Raw genomic sequence first — 19,643 nt, forward strand, 5'->3', positions numbered from 1 at the left:
TACCCCGTCGTACGCCGGCTCCGGGCAGGTGCCCCCACTGCTCGGCACACTACGCCGCCCCACTGACAACGACCCTCGCGAGGAAGGACGTCAGGCGACCCGGGCCCGTTGCGCGTCCGTGAGAATCGCCTCCACCGTCTCCTCCGGCGTCCAGCCGGACGTGTCCAGCCAGAGGCCGATGCGCGGGGTACGCAGCCGAAGTTCCTCGTCCAGGGCGGCCACGGTCCACCCGCCGCCGTATCCGGTCTTCGCCCGGCCCGCCTCGCGGGCCGCGACCTCCGCCGCGCCGGGCGCGAGGACCACCACGTGCAGGGGGCGGGTGCGGACCAGGCCGGCGTACGCCCGCAGGTGCTCGCCCAGGACGACGTCCTGCACCACCGCCGTGAAGCCCGCCGCCGCATACCCGTCCGCCGTCGCCGCCGACAGCCGGTACCGCAGCCGCAGTTGGGCCACGGCCTCCCCGCCCGACCCGGACGCCTGCTCGCCACCCGACCGGGCCACGTGCTCCCCGTCATCCCCGGGACCGTACTCCGCCCGTCCCGACACGATCATCCGGCGGAACGCGTCGCCCCGGACGTGCGCGGCGCGCGGCAGCGCCTCCGCCAGGCGCTGGGCCACCGTCGACTTGCCCGCCGCCATCACCCCGGTGACCAGGACCACACCGTCCATCGGGCCAGGTCCCTCAGGTGAAGTAGATCCCGCCCAGGACCACGGCCAGCGCCGCCGCGGCGAACAGCAGGATCCACAGGAACAACTTGCCCACGCCGGGCGCGGGTTCGTAGCGCGGCTCCTCGGGCGGCGGCGTGCTCACCGGTCCGTCACCACCGCGGCCTGCGGGCGGATCGGGAGGCGGTTGACCGGGCGGCCGGTGGCGGCGCGGACGGCGGAGGCGATGGCCGCCGGGGCCGTCACCACCGGGACCGCGCTGACGGACTTGGCGCCGAAGGGGGCCACCACGTCCCGTTCCTCCACCAGTTTCACGATCCGGATGTCGGGGGCGTCCAGGGCGGTCGGCAGGGCGTAGCCGGTCAGGTCGGGATGGCGGACGAGGCCGCGAGGGGTGCGCAGGTTCTCGGTGAGGGCGATGCCCACGCCCTGGGTGACGCCCGCCTCGATGCGCGCGGCGAGCTGCGCCGGGTTGAGCACCCGGCCCACGTCCTGGGCGACCGCCAGCTCCACGACCCGGACCGAACCCAGCTCGACGTCGACGTCCACCACCGCGCGGATCGCGCAGAAGGCGAGGCCCACGAAGGCGTCGCCCTGGCCGGAGGCGTCCAGGGGCTCGGTCGGGTGCGGGCGGCACTGGGCGGTGGCCCACAGCTCCTTGCCCTCCATCGCCTCCGCGACGGTGGTCGACAGCACGCCGTCGTACGAGGTGATCTTGCCGTCCGTGATCTGGAGCAGCTCGGTGGACATGCCGAACTTGTGCGCCAGGGGTTGGAGGAGTTGCGTGCGGACCATCTTGGCCGCCCGCTCCACCGCGCCGCCCGACACCCAGGTGTGCCGGCCCCGGCAGCCCGCGCCGGCCGACGGCTGGTCGGTGTCGACGGGGGCGACGTGGACCTCCTCGACGCCGAGGGTCTCCTGGACGATCTGCCGGGCCAGGGTGGTGAAGCCCTGGCCGGTCTCCACGGCCGCGCACAGCACGGTCGCGATGCCGTCGTGGACCTTGACCGTCGCGGTCGACACCTCGTCGGCGCCCTCCGCGCCGAGCATGTGCACCATGCCCAGGCCGTAGCCGACGCCCCGGCGCACCGCGCCCGGCTCGCCCGCGCCCTCGGGGCCGCCGGGCAGCAGCCACTCCTCCTCCGGGCTGTCCTTGGGCAGTGCCGGGAGCGGGAAGTCCCGGACCGCCTGGAGGAGTTCGGCGACGGGCGCCGGGCAGGTCACGGTCTGGCCGATGGGGAGGACGTCACCGGTGGCGAGGACGTTGCGCAGGCGCAGTTCGGCCGGGTCCAGGCCCAGCTTCTTCGCCAGCTTGTCCATCTGCGCCTCGTAGGCGGCGCAGACCTGCATGGCGCCCTCGCCACGGACATGACCGGAGGGCGGGTTGTTGGTGCGGACGGCCCAGCCCTCGATGAAGGCGTTGGGGACGACGTACGGGCCGCACGCGAAGGAGACGGCGGCGGCGAGGGCGTCGGAGGACGTGTCGGCGTACGCGCCCGCGTCCAGCAGGATCTGCGCCTCGACCTTCACGAGCCTGCCCTCGGTGTCGGCGTGGTGGCGGTAGCGCAGCAGCGTCGGGTGCCGGTGGGCGTGGCCGAGGAAGGACTCCTCGCGGGTCGCCGTCAGTTTCACCGGGCAGCCGGTCTTCAGGGCGAGCAGGCCGAGCGGGAGCTGGAAGCCCTGGTCCTCGCGGTCGGCCGTGGCACCGGGCACCCCGGTGACGACGATCTTCACTCGGTCGGGGGACAGGCCGTAACAGGCGGCGGCCGTGTTGCGGTCGGTGTGCGGGTCGGTGGAGGCCAGGTACAGCTCCACCCCGCCGTCCGGGCGCGGTACGGCGAGACCGGCCTCGGCGCCGATGGGCGCCGGGTCCGCGCGGCCGATGCGGTACTGGCCCTCGACGACGATCTCGCCCACGGCGCCCGGGTCGCCGTGGTGCAGCGGGATGTGCCGGATCAGGTTGCCGTCGGGGTGCAACGGCTCGGCCTCGAAGGCATGTTCCGGGTCGGTGACCGGGTCGAGCACCTCGTACTCGACGATGACGGCGGCGGCGGCCATCCGCGCGGTGTCCGGGTGGTCGGCGGCCACGGCCGCGATGGGCTCGCCGTGGTGGCGTACGACCTCGGAGGCGAACACCGGCCGGTCGGGCGTGCCCCGGCCGTGGCGGGGGGTGCCGGGCACGTCCTCGTGGGTGACGACCGCGCGGACGCCGGGCATCTCGCGCGCGTGGGTGGTGTCGATGGAGACGATGCGCGCGTGCGCGTGCGGGGAGCGCAGGACGGCCGCCCACAGCAGGCCCTCGGCCCACAGGTCGGCCGCGTACGGGAAGGTGCCCTCGGTCTTGGAGCGGGCGTCGGCGTGCGGCAGGGAGACGCCGAGGCCGTGCGGCGACTCCTCGGCCGCGGGGGCGGGTTCCGCGGCGGTGGTCGCGGTGCCGGCTTCGTTGCTCACGCCTGGCCTCCGTCCTGGCCGTAGTGCTGGTCGTGCGGTCCCGGCGGCGTGCCGTACGGGTCCGGCGCGTCGTACCGGTCCGGTCCGCCGTACGCGTCGGGCGTGTCGTACGTGTCCGGCGACTCGTACGTGTCCGGCGCGTCGTACGTGTCCGGGGCGTCGTACGTCTCCTGTCGCCGCGGGGTGTCGAACGCGCCGGGCGCCTCGAACGCCGACGGGTGGACGCCGCCGGAGCCGGGGCCCGCCTGGTGCGGGATGCGTGCCTCGTCCGTGTCCGTCCCGGGGCCGGCGTGGGACGCCTCGCGCTCGGCGACGACCTCCTTGACGGCCTCCAGGACGCCCCGGTAGCCCGAGCACCGGCACAGGTTGCCGCACAGGGCCTGCCGGGTCTCCAGCTCGGTCGGCGCGGGGTTGCCCTCCAGCAGGTCGTGCACGGTCATCGCCATGCCGGGCACACAGAAACCGCACTGCACGGCTCCGCAGCGGGCGAGCGCGCGCTGTACGTCGGAGGGCCGGCCGTCCTCGGCGAGGCCCTCGACGGTGCGCACCTCGCTGCCGGCCGCGGTGACCGCCGGGACCAGGCAGGAGGCCACCAGACGGCCGTCGACCTGCACGTTGCAGGCGCCGCACTCGCCCTGCGAGCAGCCGTCCTTGGCGCCGGCGAGGCCGAGCCGCTCGCGCAGCACGTACAGCAGGGACTCGCCGATCCAGGCGTCGGTGACCGGGCGGTCGGTGCCGTTGACGCGCAGGACGTAGGAGGCGAGCGGGTGGTCGTCGTTCGGCGGGAGGGGTACGGCGGCCCCCTCGGGGGTCCCCTCGGCGTCCTCCTCGGCTGCGCCCTCGGCTCCGGTGCCCTCGGAGGGGGTGTCCGGCGCGGACGCGTCGACGGCACCCTCGGGCCCGGCTGCCTCGCTCCCCGGCGGGGAGTCGGGCGTGCCGGGCGTGCCGGGGGCCGTGGAGTCGGCCGGGGCCGCCGGCGCCTCCGCGTCGCCCGTGTCCGGCGCCGTGGCGGGCTGGGACGCGGTCGCCGGGTCTGCCGGTCGCTCGTGGTCCGCCGGGGCCTCAGCGGGGCGCTCAGGGGCTTCGGCGGGGCCGTGGGCGTCACCTTCCGGCGCCGTACCGGGTTCCCCCGACTCCCGCGCCGGCGGCGCCGGTTCGGCGGGCGCGGTGGGAGCCGTCGTACCGCCGGGCGTGTCGGCGTCGGGTGCCCCGGCGTGACCGGCGTCCGGACGATCGGCGCCGTCGTGGCCGCCCTCGTCGGGGCCGGCGTGCACGTGGCCGGCGTCCCGGTGACCGTCCTCCGCGTGACCGGCGTGACCGTCCTCCGCGTGACCGGCGTGACCGTGCCCGTACCCGTCCTCCGGAACGTACGCCTCCGCGGCGCCGTACCCGTCCTCCGCGGCGCCGTACCCGTCCTGCGAGCCGTACGTCCCGTCGGCGCCGTACGCCTCCTCCGGCCCGTACCCGTCGTCCACGCCGTACGCGTCCGGCGCGCCCGCCGGAGCGCCACCCGCCGGCTCGCCCCCGGAGGGGTACGCGTGGCCCGTGCCGTCCGTCGCCCAGGGGGCCGGCGCGCCGCCGGGCAGTGTGGCGGGCGGTGCGGCGCCCCACTGCCCGACCAGCGAGGACGTGGTGAACTCGCCCGACTCGTCCGGCAGGTCGCCCCCGGCGACGGGGATGGACCACTGCCCGGTGACGTCGTGTCCCGGGGCGGCCGGCGCCGCGGGCTCCTCGAAGGTCCAGTGCTGGGTGGCGGCGGGCTGGTAGGTGAACCGGTCGTCCGCGGCGGGCGGCGGGGCCGGCGTGGCGTTCGGGTCGGGCCAGTGGCCGCCGCCGTCGGGCGCGGGCCACGTGCCCGTGGTGCCGTCGGTGTGCGTGCCGTCCGTGTGCGTGGCCGTGATCCGCGGCGGCACATAGCCGTGTCCGGGCGCGGCCAGCGGGCTGTCGCCGGACAACAGGGCGTCGATGCCGCCCTCGGGGAGTTTGACGAAGGCGGTGGCGCCGTCGTCGTAGTCGCCCTGGGGCAGCGGGTCCCAGCGTCCGCCGCCCTGGGGCGTGCCCTCTCCGTGCTGGTCGTCGGTCACGACAGCGCCCTCCCCAGTGCTCGTCGGGCCAGTGCGGCGACAGTGCGCCGCAGGTGCAGTACGGCGGGCGGAAGCGGGGCCACCGAACCGTCGGGCTCGGGGGCCGGGTCGGGGATGCAGGCCGCGGCGACGTACTCACCGAAGGCGTGCAGGGCCTCCGGGACGAGGGCGCGGTCGTTGTCCCAGTCGATCAGCTGGGCGACCCACTGCTCGGCCTCCAGCGGCCGGAGCGGCATCGGCGCTATGGCTCCGACGGCGCAGCGCACACCGCGCCGGGCCGGGTCGAGGACGAGCGCCACGGAGGCGAGCGCGCGGCCGGGGCCGGTGCGTCCGGTCGCCTTCAGGAAGACCTGCGGGGCGTGCAGCAGCGGTACGCGCACGTAGCCGATGAGTTCGCCGCCGCGCAGCATCTCCACGCCGGCCAGCAGGTGCGACACCGGGATCTCCCGGCGGGCTCCGCCCGGGCCCGCGATGATCAGGGTCGCTTCCAGGGCGGCCAGCACCGGCAGCGCGTCCCCGGTGGGGGCTGCGGAGGCGATGTTGCCGCCCAGGGTGCCCGCGTTGCGGATGTGCGGCGGGCCCGCGGCGCGCGCGGCGGCGGCGAGCGCCGGGATCAGGGCCGCGAAGTCGGGACGGCCCATGCGCGCGTGCGTGAGGCCGGCGCCGAGCAGCGCGTGGCCGTCCTGGTACTGCCAGCCGCGGATCTCGCTGATCCGGCCGAGGCCCACCAGCGCGGCGGGCCTGAGCTGGCCGGAGTTGACGGCGGCCATCAGGTCGGTGCCGCCCGCGACGGGGACGGCGGTGGGCATGGCGGCGAGGGCCGCCACGGCCTCGTCCAGCGTCGTGGGCAAGGTGACGGCCTGCGCCGTCTGCGGTGCGTGCGTGGTCAAACCGGCTGCCCCTTCCCGCTGCCCCACCTGGTCCCGCCTGTGTTGCCGTACGGTACGTGCTGACAGGGCGGACGACGCAACTCTGGCACATCTTCGCGACGCCCGGACGCAGGGGTCCGTCAGGAGGCATTCGCCCACCCCGCCAGGGAGGTGGCCGTTTTCGCACGGCATCGCCGGTGTGCGCGGATTGCCACTCTTCGGTGATGCCGCCGGGGGTTTTCCGTTGCCCGTTCGGGGCGGGCCCCGCCGTCACCTGTTCGGGGGCGGCCCCTCGATCGGGCGGCCGAGCACACCGGGGCGCTTCTGCCACGGGCGGGGCCCGGCCGGCGGCCGGTAGGCGACGCCGAGGGCGTCAAGTCGCCGGTAGTGGGCGGCCATCCGGCGTTCGAAGCCGGCGTAGTCCCGGTCCGCGGGGGCCGGCAGCGGGCTCCAGGCGACCTCGGCGAAGGCGGCGAGCCGGGGGAAGGTCTGGTAGTCCACGCGCGCGGCGTCCTCCAGCACCTCGGTCCACACGTTGGCCTGGGTGCCCAGCACATGCCGGGCCTCCTCGTCGGTGAGCCCGTCCGGCACGGGCTCGAACCGGTAGACGTCCTCCAGGGTGCGTACGAAGCCGATCGGCACGGGCTCGTCCTCGCCCGGGGCCTGACGGTGGTCCAGGTACACGTACTGCTCGGGGCACATGACCACGTCGTGGCCGGCCCGCGCGGCGGCGACGCCGCCCCCGTAGCCGCGCCAGGAGGAGACGGCGGCGCCGGGCGCCAGGCCGCCCTCCAGGATCTCGTCCCAGCCGATGAGGCGGCGCCCGCGCGCGGCGAGCCAGGCGTCGAAGTGCCCGATGAACCAGGACTGCAACTCGTCCTCGTCGGCGAGGCCGAGGTCCGCGATCCGCGTCTTGGCGGTGACGGACTCGGTCCACTGCTCCTTGCGGCACTCGTCGCCGCCGATGTGGACGAACTCCGAGAACGCGGCGGCGTCCGCGGGGAACAGTTCCAGGACCTCCTCGAACACCCCCTCGTAGAACCGCAGGCCGGCGTCGGTGGGGGCCAGGACGTTGGACGAGATGCCCCAGTTGTCCCAGACGGAGAGGGCGGTGGTGTCGATGACGTCGGTGTTGCCGAGTTCGGGGTACGCGGCGATGGCGGCCTGCGAGTGGCCCGGTACGTCGATCTCGGGGACGACGGCGATGTGCCGCTCGGCGGCGTAGGCGACGATCTCGCGGATGTCGTCCTGGGTGTAGAAGCCGCCGTGGGGTTTCTCCTCCCACAGCGGTGAGGCCCGGTGGCCGAATTTCGACCGCGTGCGCCAGGAGCCGATCTCGGTCAGCCGCGGATAGCGCTTGATCTCGATGCGCCAGCCCTGGTCGTCCGTCAGGTGCAGGTGCAGGACGTTGAGTTTGTGCGCGGCCATCAGGTCCAGGTAGCGCAGCACGCCGTCCTTGGGCATGAAGTGCCGGGCGACGTCGAGGAGCAGCCCGCGCCAGCGGAACCGGGGGGCGTCCTCGATGACCTGGTGCGGGACGCCGAGGACGGTGTCCGGGCGTACGGGGGCGCGCCGGAAGGCGTCGGGGCCGAGGAGCTGGCGCAGGGTCTGCGCGCCCCAGAACACGCCGGCGGGGCCGCCGCCGCGGATCTCCACGCCCCGGTCGGCGGCGGCGTCGAGCCGGTACGCCTCCGGTTCCAGCGTGTCGTCCAGCAGCAGCCGCACGCCGTCGCGGGCGTCCCGCGGTCCGGGGCGCAGCGGCAGGCCGAGCGCCGCGCCGAGGGTGGCGCGCAGCCAGCGTTCGGTGCGCTCGGTGCCCGGGGCGGCCCACAGCGTGGTGCCGGGGCCGAAGGGTACGGCCGGCCCCTCCGGGCCCTCGATCGCGCGCGGCGCCGGAATCAGTTCCATGACATCGCCCCTCCCGCGTTGCGCCAGACGCAACGCTCCTGCCGCCCTGCACCACGCGTGCCCCGTCGTCTCGAAGGCTAGGGACTGCGCGAGGACCCCACAAGAGGTCTGGACCAGTTGCCGGCCGGAAAACACGAAGATCCCCGGGACGCGCCGCACGCGCGTCCCGGGGACCTCACCGTCCGCGGGCGGACAGGGGCGCGACCTACTTGTCGCCGCCCTTGCCCTCGTCGCCGCCGCTGCCCATGGACTCGTAGATCTCCTTGCACATGGGGCAGACGGGGTACTTCTTCGGGTCGCGGCCCGGCACCCAGACCTTGCCGCACAGCGCCACGACGGGGGTGCCGTCGAGGGCGCTCGCCATGATCTTGTCCTTCTGGACGTAGTGGGCGAAGCGCTCGTGGTCGCCGTCGCCGTGGGACACCTGTGGCGTCGGCTCTACGAGGGTCCCCGTACCAGTCCCGCGCTCGGGCTCAAGAGTGCTCATATCAGCAAGGGTACTGAAGCTCGCAGGCATCAGTTGAGCGACGGGTCGTCCGGGTACGTGGCCACCATCGCGAGCTCGTTGCGCTGGCGGCGCAGCACCTCGCGCCAGAGTCTCTCCGGGGCCGGGGAGGACACGTCGCCCGGCTCGGACTCGACGACGTACCAGGCACCCTCCACCAGCTCGTCCTCCAGCTGGCCCGGGCCCCAGCCGGCGTACCCGGCGAAGATCCTCAGGGAGCCGACGGCGGAGGCGATCAGTTCCGGAGGGGCCTCCAGGTCGACCAGTCCGATCGCGCCGTGCACCCGCCGCCAGCCGAGCGGCGCGCCGTCCCCGTCCGCGCCGCCGGGGATCACGGCGACGCCGAGCGCCGAGTCCAGCGAGACGGGGCCGCCCTGGAAGACGACGCCGGGCTCACCGGCGAGGTCGGCCCAGTCCTCCAGGATGTCGCCGACGACGACCGGGGTGGGCCGGTTGAGGACGACACCGAGGGAGCCCTCCTCGTCGTGGTCGAGAAGGAGCACCACCGCACGGTCGAAGTTCGGGTCCGCCAGGGCGGGGGTGGCCACGAGCAGCCGCCCTGTGAGCGAGGACACCTCGGTCATGCCAGACATGATCCCGCATCTTCCCCCGGAGTGGGGAGCCAATCGGGGGCACGGGAGTGAAGGCAGCTCAGAGCGTACGGGAGCGACCCCGGCGCACGTCCCCGCGCCGGTGACCCCATGTGCCCGGCAGGGAACGGTTCGTGTTGTGACACAGCTATGACGCGGCTGGGCGGTACGTGGACTTACGGGCGGGGGGTGATCGGCGATTACCCTGTCTTCCCGGCCCGTGCGCACAGTGATCGGCCGCCCCCCTGACCAACTCATCGGAACGCGAGATTCATGACCGTCAACGACGATGTCCTGCTTGTCCACGGCGGAACCCCGCTGGAGGGCGAGATCCGTGTCCGCGGTGCGAAGAACCTCGTACCGAAGGCCATGGTCGCCGCCCTGCTGGGCAGCGAACCGAGCCGACTGCGCAATGTTCCGGACATCCGTGACGTGCGGGTCGTCCGCGGCCTGCTCCAGCTGCACGGGGTGACGGTCCGTCCGGGCGAGGAGCCCGGCGAACTGGTGATGGACCCGACGCGGGTCGAGAGCGCCAACGTGGCTGACATCGATGCCCACGCGGGTTCCAGCCGTATCCCGATCCTCTTCTGCGGTCCGCTGCTGCACCGCCTCGGCCACGCCTTCATCCCGGGCCTCGGCGGCTGCGACATCGGCGGCCGGCCCATCGACTTCCACTTCGACGTGCTGCGGCAGTTCGGCGCGACCATCGAGAAGCGGGCCGACGGGCAGTACCTGGAGGCCCCGCAGCGGCTGCGCGGCACGAAGATCCGGCTGCCGTACCCGTCCGTGGGCGCGACGGAGCAGGTGCTGCTGACGGCCGTACTGGCCGAAGGCGTCACGGAGTTGTCCAACGCGGCCGTCGAGCCGGAGATCGAGGACCTCATCTGCGTGTTGCAGAAGATGGGCGCGATCATCGCGATGGACACCGACCGCACGATCCGCATCACGGGTGTGGAGAAGCTCGGCGGGTACACCCACCGCGCCCTTCCGGACCGCCTGGAGGCCGCGTCCTGGGCCTCCGCGGCGCTCGCGACCAACGGCAACATCTACGTCCGCGGCGCCCAGCAGCGCTCGATGATGACGTTCCTGAACACCTACCGGAAGGTGGGCGGTGCCTTCGAGATCGACGACGAGGGCATCCGGTTCTGGCACCCGGGCGGCCAGCTGAAGTCCATCGCGCTGGAGACGGACGTGCACCCCGGTTTCCAGACCGACTGGCAGCAGCCGCTGGTGGTGGCCCTGACCCAGGCCACGGGCCTGTCCATCATCCACGAGACGGTCTACGAGTCCCGCCTCGGCTTCACCTCGGCGCTGAACCAGATGGGCGCCCACATCCAGCTCTACCGCGAGTGCCTGGGCGGCTCCGCCTGCCGCTTCGGCGCGCGCAACTTCCTGCACTCCGCGGTCGTCTCGGGCCCCACCAAGCTCCAGGGCGCCGACCTGATCATCCCCGACCTGCGCGGCGGCTTCTCGTACCTCATCGCGGCCCTGGCCGCCGAGGGCACGTCCCGCGTCCACGGCATCGACCTGATCAACCGCGGCTACGAGAACTTCATGGAAAAGCTCGTGGAACTGGGCGCGAAGGTCGAACTGCCGGGCAAGGCCCTCGGCTAGGATCACCGACGTCGAAAGGGCGGCCCCCTCTGCGGGGGCCGCCCTTTCGACGTCTTCGGCCGTTCGTGCCCGAAGGGGCGCGGGGAACTGCGCGGCCGGCCACGACCGGCCCGCAGTCACCCGCGGCGCTCCATGCCACGGCGCTCGCGCTCCAGTGGGACGGCGCCTCGAAGCGGAGCTTCTTACTTGCCCTTGGCGGCTTCCTTGAGCTTGGAGCCCGCGGTGACCTTCACGCTGAAGCCGGCCGGGATGTTGATGGGCTCGCCGGTCTGCGGGTTGCGCGCGGTGCGAGCGGCACGGTGGGTGCGCTCGAAGGTCAGGAAGCCGGGGATGGTGACCTTCTCGTCGCCCTTGGCGACGATCTCGCCGACGGTCTCGGCGAACGCGGCCAGCACGGCGTCGGCGTCCTTGCGGGTCACCTCGGCGCGGTCGGCCAGCGCGGCCACCAGCTCACTGCGGTTCATGTTGTTACTCCCGTATTTTTCTTGCCGTTGGGGTGTGCCACGCGGCGGAGCCGCCCGAGGCACTGCGATGCCGATGCGCTCGCGCCCTTGGGGGTGCCCCCGGGGACGAAGGTCCCTGGGGGAGCATCCTGCCCCTACCTGCGGCGGGAAAGCCAATCCGGCACCCGTAGGAGTCGTGAGAACACCCTGGGGAGTCACACGAAAAGCGCCTGCTCGGCCGTCACCCTAGAGCGCGCCCGGCATCGCGGGGTTCCACGACGCGCCGGTGCGGGGGCCGCCGTGGTGATGCTCACAGCCCCCTGCACATTACGGCACGCCCTGATCAGACGGTCGCCCCGGCCGCCTTGGCGGCCTCGCGGACCGCCCCGGCCACGGCGCCCGCGACCTTGTCGTTGAAGACGCTGGGGACGATGTAGTTCGGGTTCAGCTCGTCCTCGGTCACCACGTCGGCGAGGGCCTTCGCGGCGGCGAGCATCATCTCGGTGTTGACCGTGCGGGACTGGGCGTCCAGCAGGCCGCGGAAGACGCCCGGGAAGACCAGCACGTTGTTGATCTGGTTCGGGAAGTCGGAGCGGCCGGTGGCCACGACGGCCGCGGTCTGCCGGGCGATCGCCGGGTCGACCTCGGGGTCCGGGTTCGCGAGCGCGAACACGATGGCACCCTCGGCCATGGCGGCCACGTCGGCGCCGTCCAGGACGTTCGGGGCGGAGACGCCGATGAAGACGTCGGCGCCGCGCACGGCCTCCTTCAGGGTGCCGGTGAGGCCCTCGGGGTTGGTGTTGTCGGCGATCCAGCGCAGCGGCGAGTCGGCCGGGGCGTTCACGAGGTCCTCGCGGTCGGCGTGCACGACCCCGTGGATGTCGGCGACGACGGCGTTCTTCACGCCGGCGGCGATCAGCAGCTTGAGGATGGCCGTGCCGGCCGCGCCGGCGCCGGACATGACGACCCGGATGTTCTGGATCGCCTTGTTCGTGACCCGCAGGGCGTTGGTCAGGGCGGCGAGCACGACGATGGCGGTGCCGTGCTGGTCGTCGTGGAAGACGGGGATGTCGAGGGCCTCGCGCAGCCGGGCCTCGATCTCGAAGCAGCGCGGCGCGGAGATGTCCTCCAGGTTGATGCCGGCGAAGCCGGGGGCGATCGCCTTGACGATCTCCACGATCGCGTCGGTGTCCTGGGTGTCCAGGCAGATCGGCCAGGCGTCGATGCCGGCGAAGCGCTTGAAGAGGGCGGCCTTGCCCTCCATGACGGGCAGCGCGGCCTTGGGGCCGATGTTGCCGAGGCCGAGCACGGCGGAGCCGTCCGTCACGACCGCAACGGAGTTGCGCTTGATGGTGAGGCGGCGGGCGTCCTCGGGGTTCTCGGCGATGGCCATGCAGACCCGGGCCACACCGGGCGTGTAGACCATGGAGAGGTCGTCACGGTTGCGGATGGGGTGCTTCGACGCCATCTCGATCTTGCCGCCGAGGTGCATGAGGAACGTACGGTCCGAGACCTTGCCCAGGGTGACGCCCTCGATGCCGCGCAGCTTCTCGACGATCTCCTCGGCGTGGGCCGTGGAGGTGGCCGCGATGGTCACGTCGATACGGAGCTTCTCGTGGCCGGACGCGGTGACGTCGAGGCCGGTCACCGAGCCTCCGGAGGACTCCACGGCGTTGGTGAGCTGCGAGACGGCGGTTCCGCTCGCGGGCACCTCCAGCCGGATCGTCATCGAGTAGGAGACGCTGGGCGCCGTTGCCATGGCCGACTTCCTCTGCTTTCACCGTGTCGCGGGTTGTGCCGTCCGATCGTCGCACCTACCGCTCAGTACGTGGTAGTCGCCCTGGGTTACGGACGTTGTGTTCACGCGGGGTTTCCCGGCAGATGCTGATTTCGGAAAACCACTTCCACCATACGAGAAGTGATCGGTCGGGGAAAGAGGCACGCCGGGCAAAGAAAGAGACCCACGTCACTGTGGTGACGTGGGTCTCCTGCGTTCATGACACCGGCCCGCCATGCTCGCCTCGCGGCAAGTGGTCCCTCTGAGGGACGAAGGTTGGGCCCGGGGGCTTGGATCGGGCCGGTGCCACACCAAGGCTAACAAACGGATCCCGTAAGGCCATTCCCGTGCGGGAGGTTCAGTCCCTGAGGAGGTCCGGGACCCCCGCCGCGTCCGGCTCGTCCCGGTCCCCCGACACCACCGTGAGCTGCTGGGTGGCCCGGGTCAGCGCCACGTACAGCACGCGCAGACCGGCCGGCGACTCGTCGGCGATCTCCGCGGGCGAGACGACGACCGTCGCGTCGTACTCCAGGCCCTTGGCCTCCAGGCTGCCGAGGGCCACCACCCGGTCGCCGAGCCCGGCCAGCCAGCGCCGGGCCTCCTCGCGCCGGTTCATCGCGACGACCACGCCGACCGTGCCGTCCACCAGCCCGAGCAGCCGCTCGGCCTCCGCGCCCACGGTCTTCTCCAGCACGTCTTCTACGACGGTGAAGCGCGGCTCCACGCCGGTGGAGCGCACCGCCGACGGCGCCTCGGAGCCGGGCATGGCGAGCGCCAGCACCTTGGCGGCCAGCTCGGCGATCTCGGCCGGGTTGCGGTAGTTCACGGTGAGCTGGAAGCGGCGCCGGGGCCGGGTGCCGAGGGCCTCGTCGCGGGCCTCGGCCGCCTCGTCCGGGTCGGACCAGGAGGACTGCGCCGGGTCGCCGACCACCGTCCAGGTGGCGTGCCGGCCGCGGCGGCCGACCATCCGCCACTGCATCGGCGTGAGGTCCTGCGCCTCGTCCACGATGACGTGCGCGTACTCGGTGCGCTCCTGCGCCAGCCGCTCGGCCCGCTCCCGCTGGGACTCCTCCCGCACCGGCATCAGTTCCTCCAGGCCGGTGAGCTGGTCCAGCGGGTCCAGCTCCCGCTTCCTGCGCGGCCGGGCCGGGGCGCCGAGGATCGCCTGGAGCTCGTCGAGCAGGGCGATGTCGTGCACGGAGTACCCGTCCCGCCTGAGCGAGCGGGCGACCTTGCGGACCTCGCCGGGGTTGAGGATCCGCCGGGCCCAGCGGCCGAGCCGCTTCTCGTCGGCCATGGCGGCGAGCACGGCCTTCGGGGTCAGCTCGGGCCACCAGGCGTCGAGGAAGGCGATGAAGGAGTCCTCGCCGGCGATGTCCTCGTCGAAGGAGGAGCGCAGCTCGGCGGCCAGCTCGGGGTCGGTGTGCCGGGCGGCGGCGCCGGAGCGGTCCCACAGGGCGTCCAGGAGCAGCTTGCGGGCGCGCGGGCGGAGCAGGTTGACGGGCGCGGTGCCGCCGAGGGCGGTCCGGCGGACGCGATCCAGCTCGTCGGCCTCCAGTTCCAGGCGGCGCCCGAAGGCGACGACGCGCAGGCGGCCGGGCGGACCGGCGACCGTGTCCTGCTCCGTGGCGTCCGCCGGAGCGGCCGGCCCCAGCTCCAGGGCGCCCCGGGCGGCCTTCCGGAGCACCTTCAGCATCCGGTACGAGCCCTTGGCGCGGGCCACGGCCGGGGAGTCGTACAGCGTGGCCCGCGCGCCGTCGACCAGCGAACCGATCGCGCGGATCGCGACCTGGCCCTCCTCGCCGAGCGAGGGCAGCACGCCCTCGGTGTAGGCGACGAGCAGCGGGGTCGGGGAGACGATGAGGATGCCGCCCGCGTAGCGTCTGCGGTCCTGGTAGAGCAGGTAGGCCGCGCGGTGCAGGGCGACGGCGGTCTTGCCGGTGCCCGGCCCGCCCTCCACGTAGGTGATGGAGGCCGCGGGGGCCCGGATGACCAGGTCCTGCTCGGCCTGGATGGACGAGACGATGTCCCGCATGGTGTGGCCGCGGGCCTGGCCGAGGGCGGCCATCAGGGCGCCGTCGCCGATGACGGGCAGCTCGCCGCCGTCGAGGAAGGCCGTCAGCTCGGGCCGCATCAGGTCGTCCTCCACGCCGAGGACCCGGCGTCCCTTGGAGCGGATGACCCGGCGCCGCACCACCCGTCCCGGCTCCACGGGCGTGGCCCGGTAGAAGGGGGCGGCGGCGGGGGCCCGCCAGTCGATGACCAGCGGGGAGTAGTCCTCGTCCAGGACGCCGATGCGGCCGATGTGCAGCGTCTCGGCGATGTCGGCGGTGTTGTCCGGCCGCACGGCCCCCTCGGCCGGCTCGACCGCCGTGTAGGCCCCGTCGGGCCCCTTCTTGCCGTCCTTGCCGAGCAGCAGGTCGATCCGCCCGAAGAGGAAGTCCTCGAACTCGTTGTTGAGCCGGTTGAGGTGGATACCGGCCCGGAAGACCTGCGCGTCCCGTTCGGCGAGCGCGCCCGGGGTGCCCACCTGGCCGCGCTTGGCCGCGTCGTGCATCAGGAACTCGGCCTCGTGGATCTTCTCCTCCAGGCGCTGGTACACCCGGTCCAGGTGTTCCTGCTCGACGCTGATCTCTCGGTCGCGGACGGAATCCTGTGCGTCGTGTACCGAGCCGACCGCGGACTGCTGAACCTGAGCGGCCACCGGGCCCCCTTCTGACGTGCTGGGCAGCCGTCAACCGTACGCGAAGGGGGCCCGTCGAAGCTACGTCGGCTACGCGTCCACCTGGACCAGCTTCTTGCCCTCGAACGTCACCACCTCGAAGTGGTCGATCTCATTGGGCTGGAAGGCCGCGGCCCCGCCGATGTAGAGCGGTTGCTTCGACTGCTCGGTCTTGGCGTCCGGGATGCCGTACCCCCAGTCGGGCACGGACCACGACGACATGGTCACGCGCTGCCCGTTCTTGGCGACGAGCACCAGGGAGCACTTCAGCGGACCCTTGACGTTCTTCAGCTCCAGGACCGCCTGGGTGCCCCAGTCCTTGCGCGCCAGGGCGACGGTCGCGCTGACGTGGGTCGACGCGTCCGTGGCGGACTTCTTGTCGGACATGGTCCGGAACGTCGCCTGGGCCGGCGTCGCGGTGACCTGCCCGCCCCCGTCCGAGCCGCCGTTCACCGCCACCGCGGCCAGCGGCCCGGCGATGATCAGCGCGGCCGCCGCCGCGATCATGTAGAAGCTGCGCCGGCGCTTCTGGGCGCGCTTCTCGGCGACCTCGTCCACCAGCTTCTCCACCAGCCGCGGGCTGGGTTTGGCGGACAGCGACTCGCCGATCGCGGGCGTGCTGCCGGAGCCCGGCAGGTCCGCGAGCGCGGCCAGCATCGGCTCCATCCCGGCCAGCTCGTCCAGTTGCCGGGCGCACCACTCGCAGCCGGCGAGATGGGCCTCGAAGGCGGTCGCCTCGGCGTCGTCGAGGATGCCGAGGGCGTAGGCGCCGACGGTCTCGTGCTCACTCGGCACCGAAGATCCCTGACTGGGGCTCATGGGCCCAGACATACCCGGACCACCCGGTCCGAATCCCTGCATTCCCCCGTACCCGCTGCTCATCACGCCGTCACCCCCCGCTCCTCCAGTGCCAGCTTCATCGACCGCAGGGCGTAGAACACCCGGGAACGGACCGTTCCGCTCGGTATGCCCAGTGTCTCGGCCGCCTCATTGACGGTACGCCCCTTGAAGTACGTCTCGACGAGCACCTCCCGGTGGGCCGGGGTCAGGTCGTCGAGCGCGTCCGACAGCGTCATCAGCCACAGCGCCTTGTCGATCTCGTCCTCCGCGGGGATGACCTCCAGCGGCGACGGATCGACCTCCTGCGGCCGGGCCTGCCGGCTGCGGTGGCCGTCGATGACGATGCGGCGCGCGACCGTCACCAGCCAGGGGCGTACCGAACCGGTCGCCCGATTGAGCTGACCGGCGTTCTTCCAGGCACGGATGAGCGTTTCCTGTACGACGTCCTCGGCGCGCTGCCGGTCACCGGCGACCAGCCGCAGGACATACGCGAGCAGGGGTCCGGCGTGCTCCCGGTACAGCGCACGCATCAGCTCCTCATCCGGCTCCGAGGGCTGTGAGGACATGCGATGTCGGGCCCTCGCTCCACGTTCATTGGCCACGGCCGCATCCTTGCGCACGCCCACCTCCGGTGTCCGGGGGTTCCCCCAGTCGGTCGCTCGCCCACCCGTACGGACGGGGGCGGCCCGGTGTTCAAACCCGGGGGGCGGATTTCTCGGGGGTGGTGTGACGAGCGGGACATGCGCACACATTCCCACCGCGCGATCTCCACATCTCCGACACGTGGACGCGGTCGCCGGGAAATCCCCGTGTACGGGCCATCCAAACCCGCTGTTGCGGAAATCACTCCGGCCTCAGGCCCGCGCCAGCGCCGCCCGCCGCCGGTGCCGGGCGACCCGTTCCCGGTTGCCGCACACCTCGCTGGAGCACCAGCGCCGGCGCCGGCCGCGGGAGGTGTCCAGGTACACGAGGGGGCAGTCGTCCCCCTCGCACTCCCGTACGGCGGCCCGCGCTACGGGGTCGGTGAGCAACTCGACGGCGTCCCGGGCGACGAGGGAGAGCAGCGCGGCGGAGCCGGGCGGCCCGGCCAACTCCCGCACCAGTCCGCCGCCTTCCGCGGGTACGGCGACGGGCGCGGGGGTCGCCGAGAGGGCGAGCTCGTTGACCCGCCCGAGCGCCCGCCCGTACGACGACGCGTCCCCGGGGCACGGTCCGCGCACCAACACCCCGACGCAGCAGCGCAGTTCCCGGAACCCGGCCAGCCAGGAGGCGTCGGCGTGACCGAGCGCCGTCCCCTCGGGCACGAGCCCGGCGCCCCCGATCCACGCGCACAACGCGCCGACGCCGTCCAGCCGTTCGCCCGGGTGCGTGGTGGCGAGGAGATCCAGGCACACCCGTCCGGCGTCGAACCGCGGCGCGTACGCGGAGGGGGCGCTACCGAGTGCCATGGGCCAGTCACCGCCTGGGCAGGAACCGTGCGGGGTCTCCCCCCACAGTGCCCGCGCGGAGGAGACACCGGAACCCCTCGCGCCACGCTCGCGGTGGGATCCCGGGTTCCCCCGGGGCCGGCGTCCCGCCTGTCCCGGGGGAACCCGGGGGCAGACGTCCCGCCTCACCGGCCCCTCCCCGGCCGAGTGAGAGCAACGTTCCCTCGCGGTCACCCACAGCCACAGGCCGGAAACGCGTCCTCCCTACCTTCGGGCTGAGTCAGTGGTCGGCAGACCGAGCAGCCGGAGCACCGTGGAGGCGTGATGACAGGCCCAGCCCCAACCCGTCGCAGTGGCCGCTGGATCGAGCGCTGGGATCCGGAGGACGAGGCGTTCTGGCAGTCGACCGGGGAGCGGATCGCCCGCCGGAACCTCTGGTTCTCCGTCCTCTCCGAGCACATCGGCTTCTCCGTCTGGACCCTGTGGTCGGTCCTGGTCCTGTTCATGGGCCCGGAGTACGGCCTCACGCCCGCCGACAAGTTCCTGCTGACGTCGGTGGTCACGCTGGTCGGCGCGGTGGTCCGGGTGCCGTACACCTTCGCCGTGGCCGTCTTCGGCGGGCGTAACTGGACGATCATCTCGGCGAGCCTGCTGCTGATCCCGACCGTCGCCGCGTTCGTGGTGATGGAGCCGGGGACGTCGTACTCCACCTTCCTCCTGGTGGGCCTGCTGGCCGGCATCGGCGGCGGCAACTTCGCCTCCTCCATGACCAACATCAACGCCTTCTTCCCGCTCAGGAAGAAGGGCTGGGCGCTCGGCCTCAACGCGGGCGGCGGCAACATCGGCGTCCCCGTCATCCAGCTGGTCGCCCTCGCCGTCATCGGCGCGAGCGGCGGCCCGCGCGTGCTGCTCGGCATCTACATCCCGCTGATCGTCGTGGCCGCCGTACTCGCCGCGCTGTTCATGGACAACCTGTCCTCGGTGAAGAACGACACCGGCGCGGCCAAGGACGCCGCCCGGGACGCCCACACCTGGATCATGTCCGTGCTCTACATCGGCACCTTCGGCTCCTTCATCGGCTACAGCTTCGCCTTCGGCCAGGTGCTGACGAACGGGTTCGGCCGGACGCCCCTCCAGGCCGCGTACCTCACCTTCATCGGCCCGCTGCTCGGTTCCCTCATCCGCCCCCTCGGCGGCTGGCTCGCCGACCGCTACGGCGGCGCCCGCATCACCCTGTGGAACTACGTCGGCATGGCCGCCGCGACCGCCGTGCTCATCGTCGCCGGCATGCAGAAGTCGCTGCCGCTGTTCGTGTCCGTCTTCGTCGTCCTGTTCGTGCTCAGCGGGCTCGGCAACGGCTCGACGTTCAAGATGATCCCCGGCATCTTCCAGGCCAAGGCGCTGGCCAAGGGCCTGGAGGGCGAGGCGGCGGTCGCCCACGGCCGACGGCTGTCCGGCGCGTCCATGGGCCTCATCGGCGCGGTCGGCGCCCTCGGCGGCGTCGGCATCAACCTGGCCTTCCGCCAGTCCTTCCTCTCCTACGGCTCCGGCACGGGCGCGTTCGTCGCCTTCCTCGCCTACTACGGTGTCTGCTTCGCGGTCACCTGGGCCGTATACCTTCGTCGTACGGCGGCGCGGGTCCCGGCCACGGCCGCCGCGTCGGAGGCGAAGGCCCAGCTCAACTATGCCGAGGTGTGACGTAACACCGGTGACATCGAGCCGAACCGAGCCTGTCACGCGTCGTTGA

General features: G+C 73.0%; 16 protein-coding genes. 2 read left to right on the forward strand and 14 right to left on the reverse strand.

Going from position 1 to position 19,643, the window contains the following annotated elements; translation table 11 throughout:
* Window positions 1–90 precede the first annotated feature (90 nt).
* The 8 genes from IE273_RS03520 to IE273_RS03550 all read right to left on the reverse strand — a co-directional run bounded on the left by IE273_RS03520 (window position 91) and on the right by IE273_RS03550 (window position 9,067).
* Window positions 91–669, reverse strand: a complete 579-nt coding sequence (locus IE273_RS03520; RefSeq protein WP_189813611.1) for an AAA family ATPase — start codon at window positions 667–669, stop codon at window positions 91–93.
* 13 nt (window positions 670–682) lie between these two features.
* The gene (locus tag IE273_RS44615; RefSeq protein ID WP_014673016.1) at window positions 683–811 is read right to left on the reverse strand and encodes a hypothetical protein; all 129 of its coding nucleotides are present in this window, start codon (window positions 809–811) and stop codon (window positions 683–685) included.
* The gene (locus IE273_RS03525) at window positions 808–3,117 is read right to left on the reverse strand and encodes a xanthine dehydrogenase family protein molybdopterin-binding subunit (RefSeq protein WP_189813612.1); all 2,310 of its coding nucleotides are present in this window, start codon (window positions 3,115–3,117) and stop codon (window positions 808–810) included. Before IE273_RS03525 ends, IE273_RS44615 begins: the two co-directional genes overlap by 4 nt.
* Entirely contained in the window at window positions 3,114–5,201 is a 2,088-nt protein-coding gene (locus IE273_RS03530; RefSeq protein WP_189813613.1) for a 2Fe-2S iron-sulfur cluster-binding protein, read from the reverse strand. Before IE273_RS03530 ends, IE273_RS03525 begins: the two co-directional genes overlap by 4 nt.
* Complete coding sequence (locus IE273_RS03535) at window positions 5,198–6,091, reverse strand: FAD binding domain-containing protein (protein WP_189813614.1); 894 nt, start codon at window positions 6,089–6,091, stop codon at window positions 5,198–5,200. Before IE273_RS03535 ends, IE273_RS03530 begins: the two co-directional genes overlap by 4 nt.
* A gap of 249 nt (window positions 6,092–6,340) precedes the next feature.
* Window positions 6,341–7,978, reverse strand: a complete 1,638-nt coding sequence (locus IE273_RS03540) for a beta-N-acetylhexosaminidase (RefSeq protein ID WP_189813615.1) — start codon at window positions 7,976–7,978, stop codon at window positions 6,341–6,343.
* 205 nt (window positions 7,979–8,183) lie between these two features.
* Window positions 8,184–8,465 carry a DUF3039 domain-containing protein gene (locus IE273_RS03545; RefSeq protein ID WP_030651613.1) on the reverse strand — a complete coding sequence of 94 codons (282 nt, stop codon included), beginning with the start codon at window positions 8,463–8,465 and terminating at the stop codon, window positions 8,184–8,186.
* Window positions 8,466–8,494: 29 nt separating this feature from the next.
* Window positions 8,495–9,067: a YqgE/AlgH family protein gene (locus IE273_RS03550; RefSeq protein WP_189813616.1), complete on the reverse strand. Its 573-nt coding sequence runs from the start codon at window positions 9,065–9,067 to the stop codon at window positions 8,495–8,497.
* Window positions 9,068–9,346: 279 nt separating this feature from the next.
* Between IE273_RS03550 and murA the strand changes: the two genes are divergently transcribed.
* Window positions 9,347–10,687 carry a UDP-N-acetylglucosamine 1-carboxyvinyltransferase gene (murA, locus tag IE273_RS03555; RefSeq protein ID WP_189813617.1) on the forward strand — a complete coding sequence of 447 codons (1,341 nt, stop codon included), beginning with the start codon at window positions 9,347–9,349 and terminating at the stop codon, window positions 10,685–10,687.
* Between the two features lie 182 nt (window positions 10,688–10,869).
* Here the strand turns inward: murA and IE273_RS03560 are convergent, their stop codons facing one another.
* The 6 genes from IE273_RS03560 to IE273_RS03585 form a co-directional block, all read right to left on the reverse strand.
* Window positions 10,870–11,151, reverse strand: coding sequence for an HU family DNA-binding protein (locus tag IE273_RS03560; protein ID WP_014673024.1), 282 nt, complete (start codon window positions 11,149–11,151; stop codon window positions 10,870–10,872).
* A gap of 322 nt (window positions 11,152–11,473) precedes the next feature.
* Window positions 11,474–12,889, reverse strand: coding sequence for an NAD-dependent malic enzyme (locus IE273_RS03565; protein ID WP_189813618.1), 1,416 nt, complete (start codon window positions 12,887–12,889; stop codon window positions 11,474–11,476).
* Between the two features lie 376 nt (window positions 12,890–13,265).
* Window positions 13,266–15,611: a HelD family protein gene (locus tag IE273_RS03570; protein ID WP_189813619.1), complete on the reverse strand. Its 2,346-nt coding sequence runs from the start codon at window positions 15,609–15,611 to the stop codon at window positions 13,266–13,268.
* Between the two features lie 69 nt (window positions 15,612–15,680).
* Window positions 15,681–16,460 carry an anti-sigma factor family protein gene (locus IE273_RS03575; protein WP_308437022.1) on the reverse strand — a complete coding sequence of 260 codons (780 nt, stop codon included), beginning with the start codon at window positions 16,458–16,460 and terminating at the stop codon, window positions 15,681–15,683.
* A gap of 50 nt (window positions 16,461–16,510) precedes the next feature.
* Window positions 16,511–17,095: a sigma-70 family RNA polymerase sigma factor gene (locus tag IE273_RS03580; protein ID WP_009188888.1), complete on the reverse strand. Its 585-nt coding sequence runs from the start codon at window positions 17,093–17,095 to the stop codon at window positions 16,511–16,513.
* Window positions 17,096–17,323: 228 nt separating this feature from the next.
* Window positions 17,324–17,917 carry a CGNR zinc finger domain-containing protein gene (locus tag IE273_RS03585; protein WP_189813621.1) on the reverse strand — a complete coding sequence of 198 codons (594 nt, stop codon included), beginning with the start codon at window positions 17,915–17,917 and terminating at the stop codon, window positions 17,324–17,326.
* 303 nt (window positions 17,918–18,220) lie between these two features.
* On the opposite strand from IE273_RS03585, the gene IE273_RS03590 reads away from it, so the two are divergent.
* Window positions 18,221–19,594 (forward strand): nitrate/nitrite transporter, encoded by a 1,374-nt coding sequence (locus tag IE273_RS03590; RefSeq protein ID WP_189813622.1) that lies wholly within the window; start codon window positions 18,221–18,223, stop codon window positions 19,592–19,594.
* Window positions 19,595–19,643: the final 49 nt, after the last annotated feature.

The organism is Streptomyces olivaceoviridis, from assembly GCF_014650115.1.
Lineage (GTDB): Bacteria > Actinomycetota > Actinomycetes > Streptomycetales > Streptomycetaceae > Streptomyces > Streptomyces olivaceoviridis.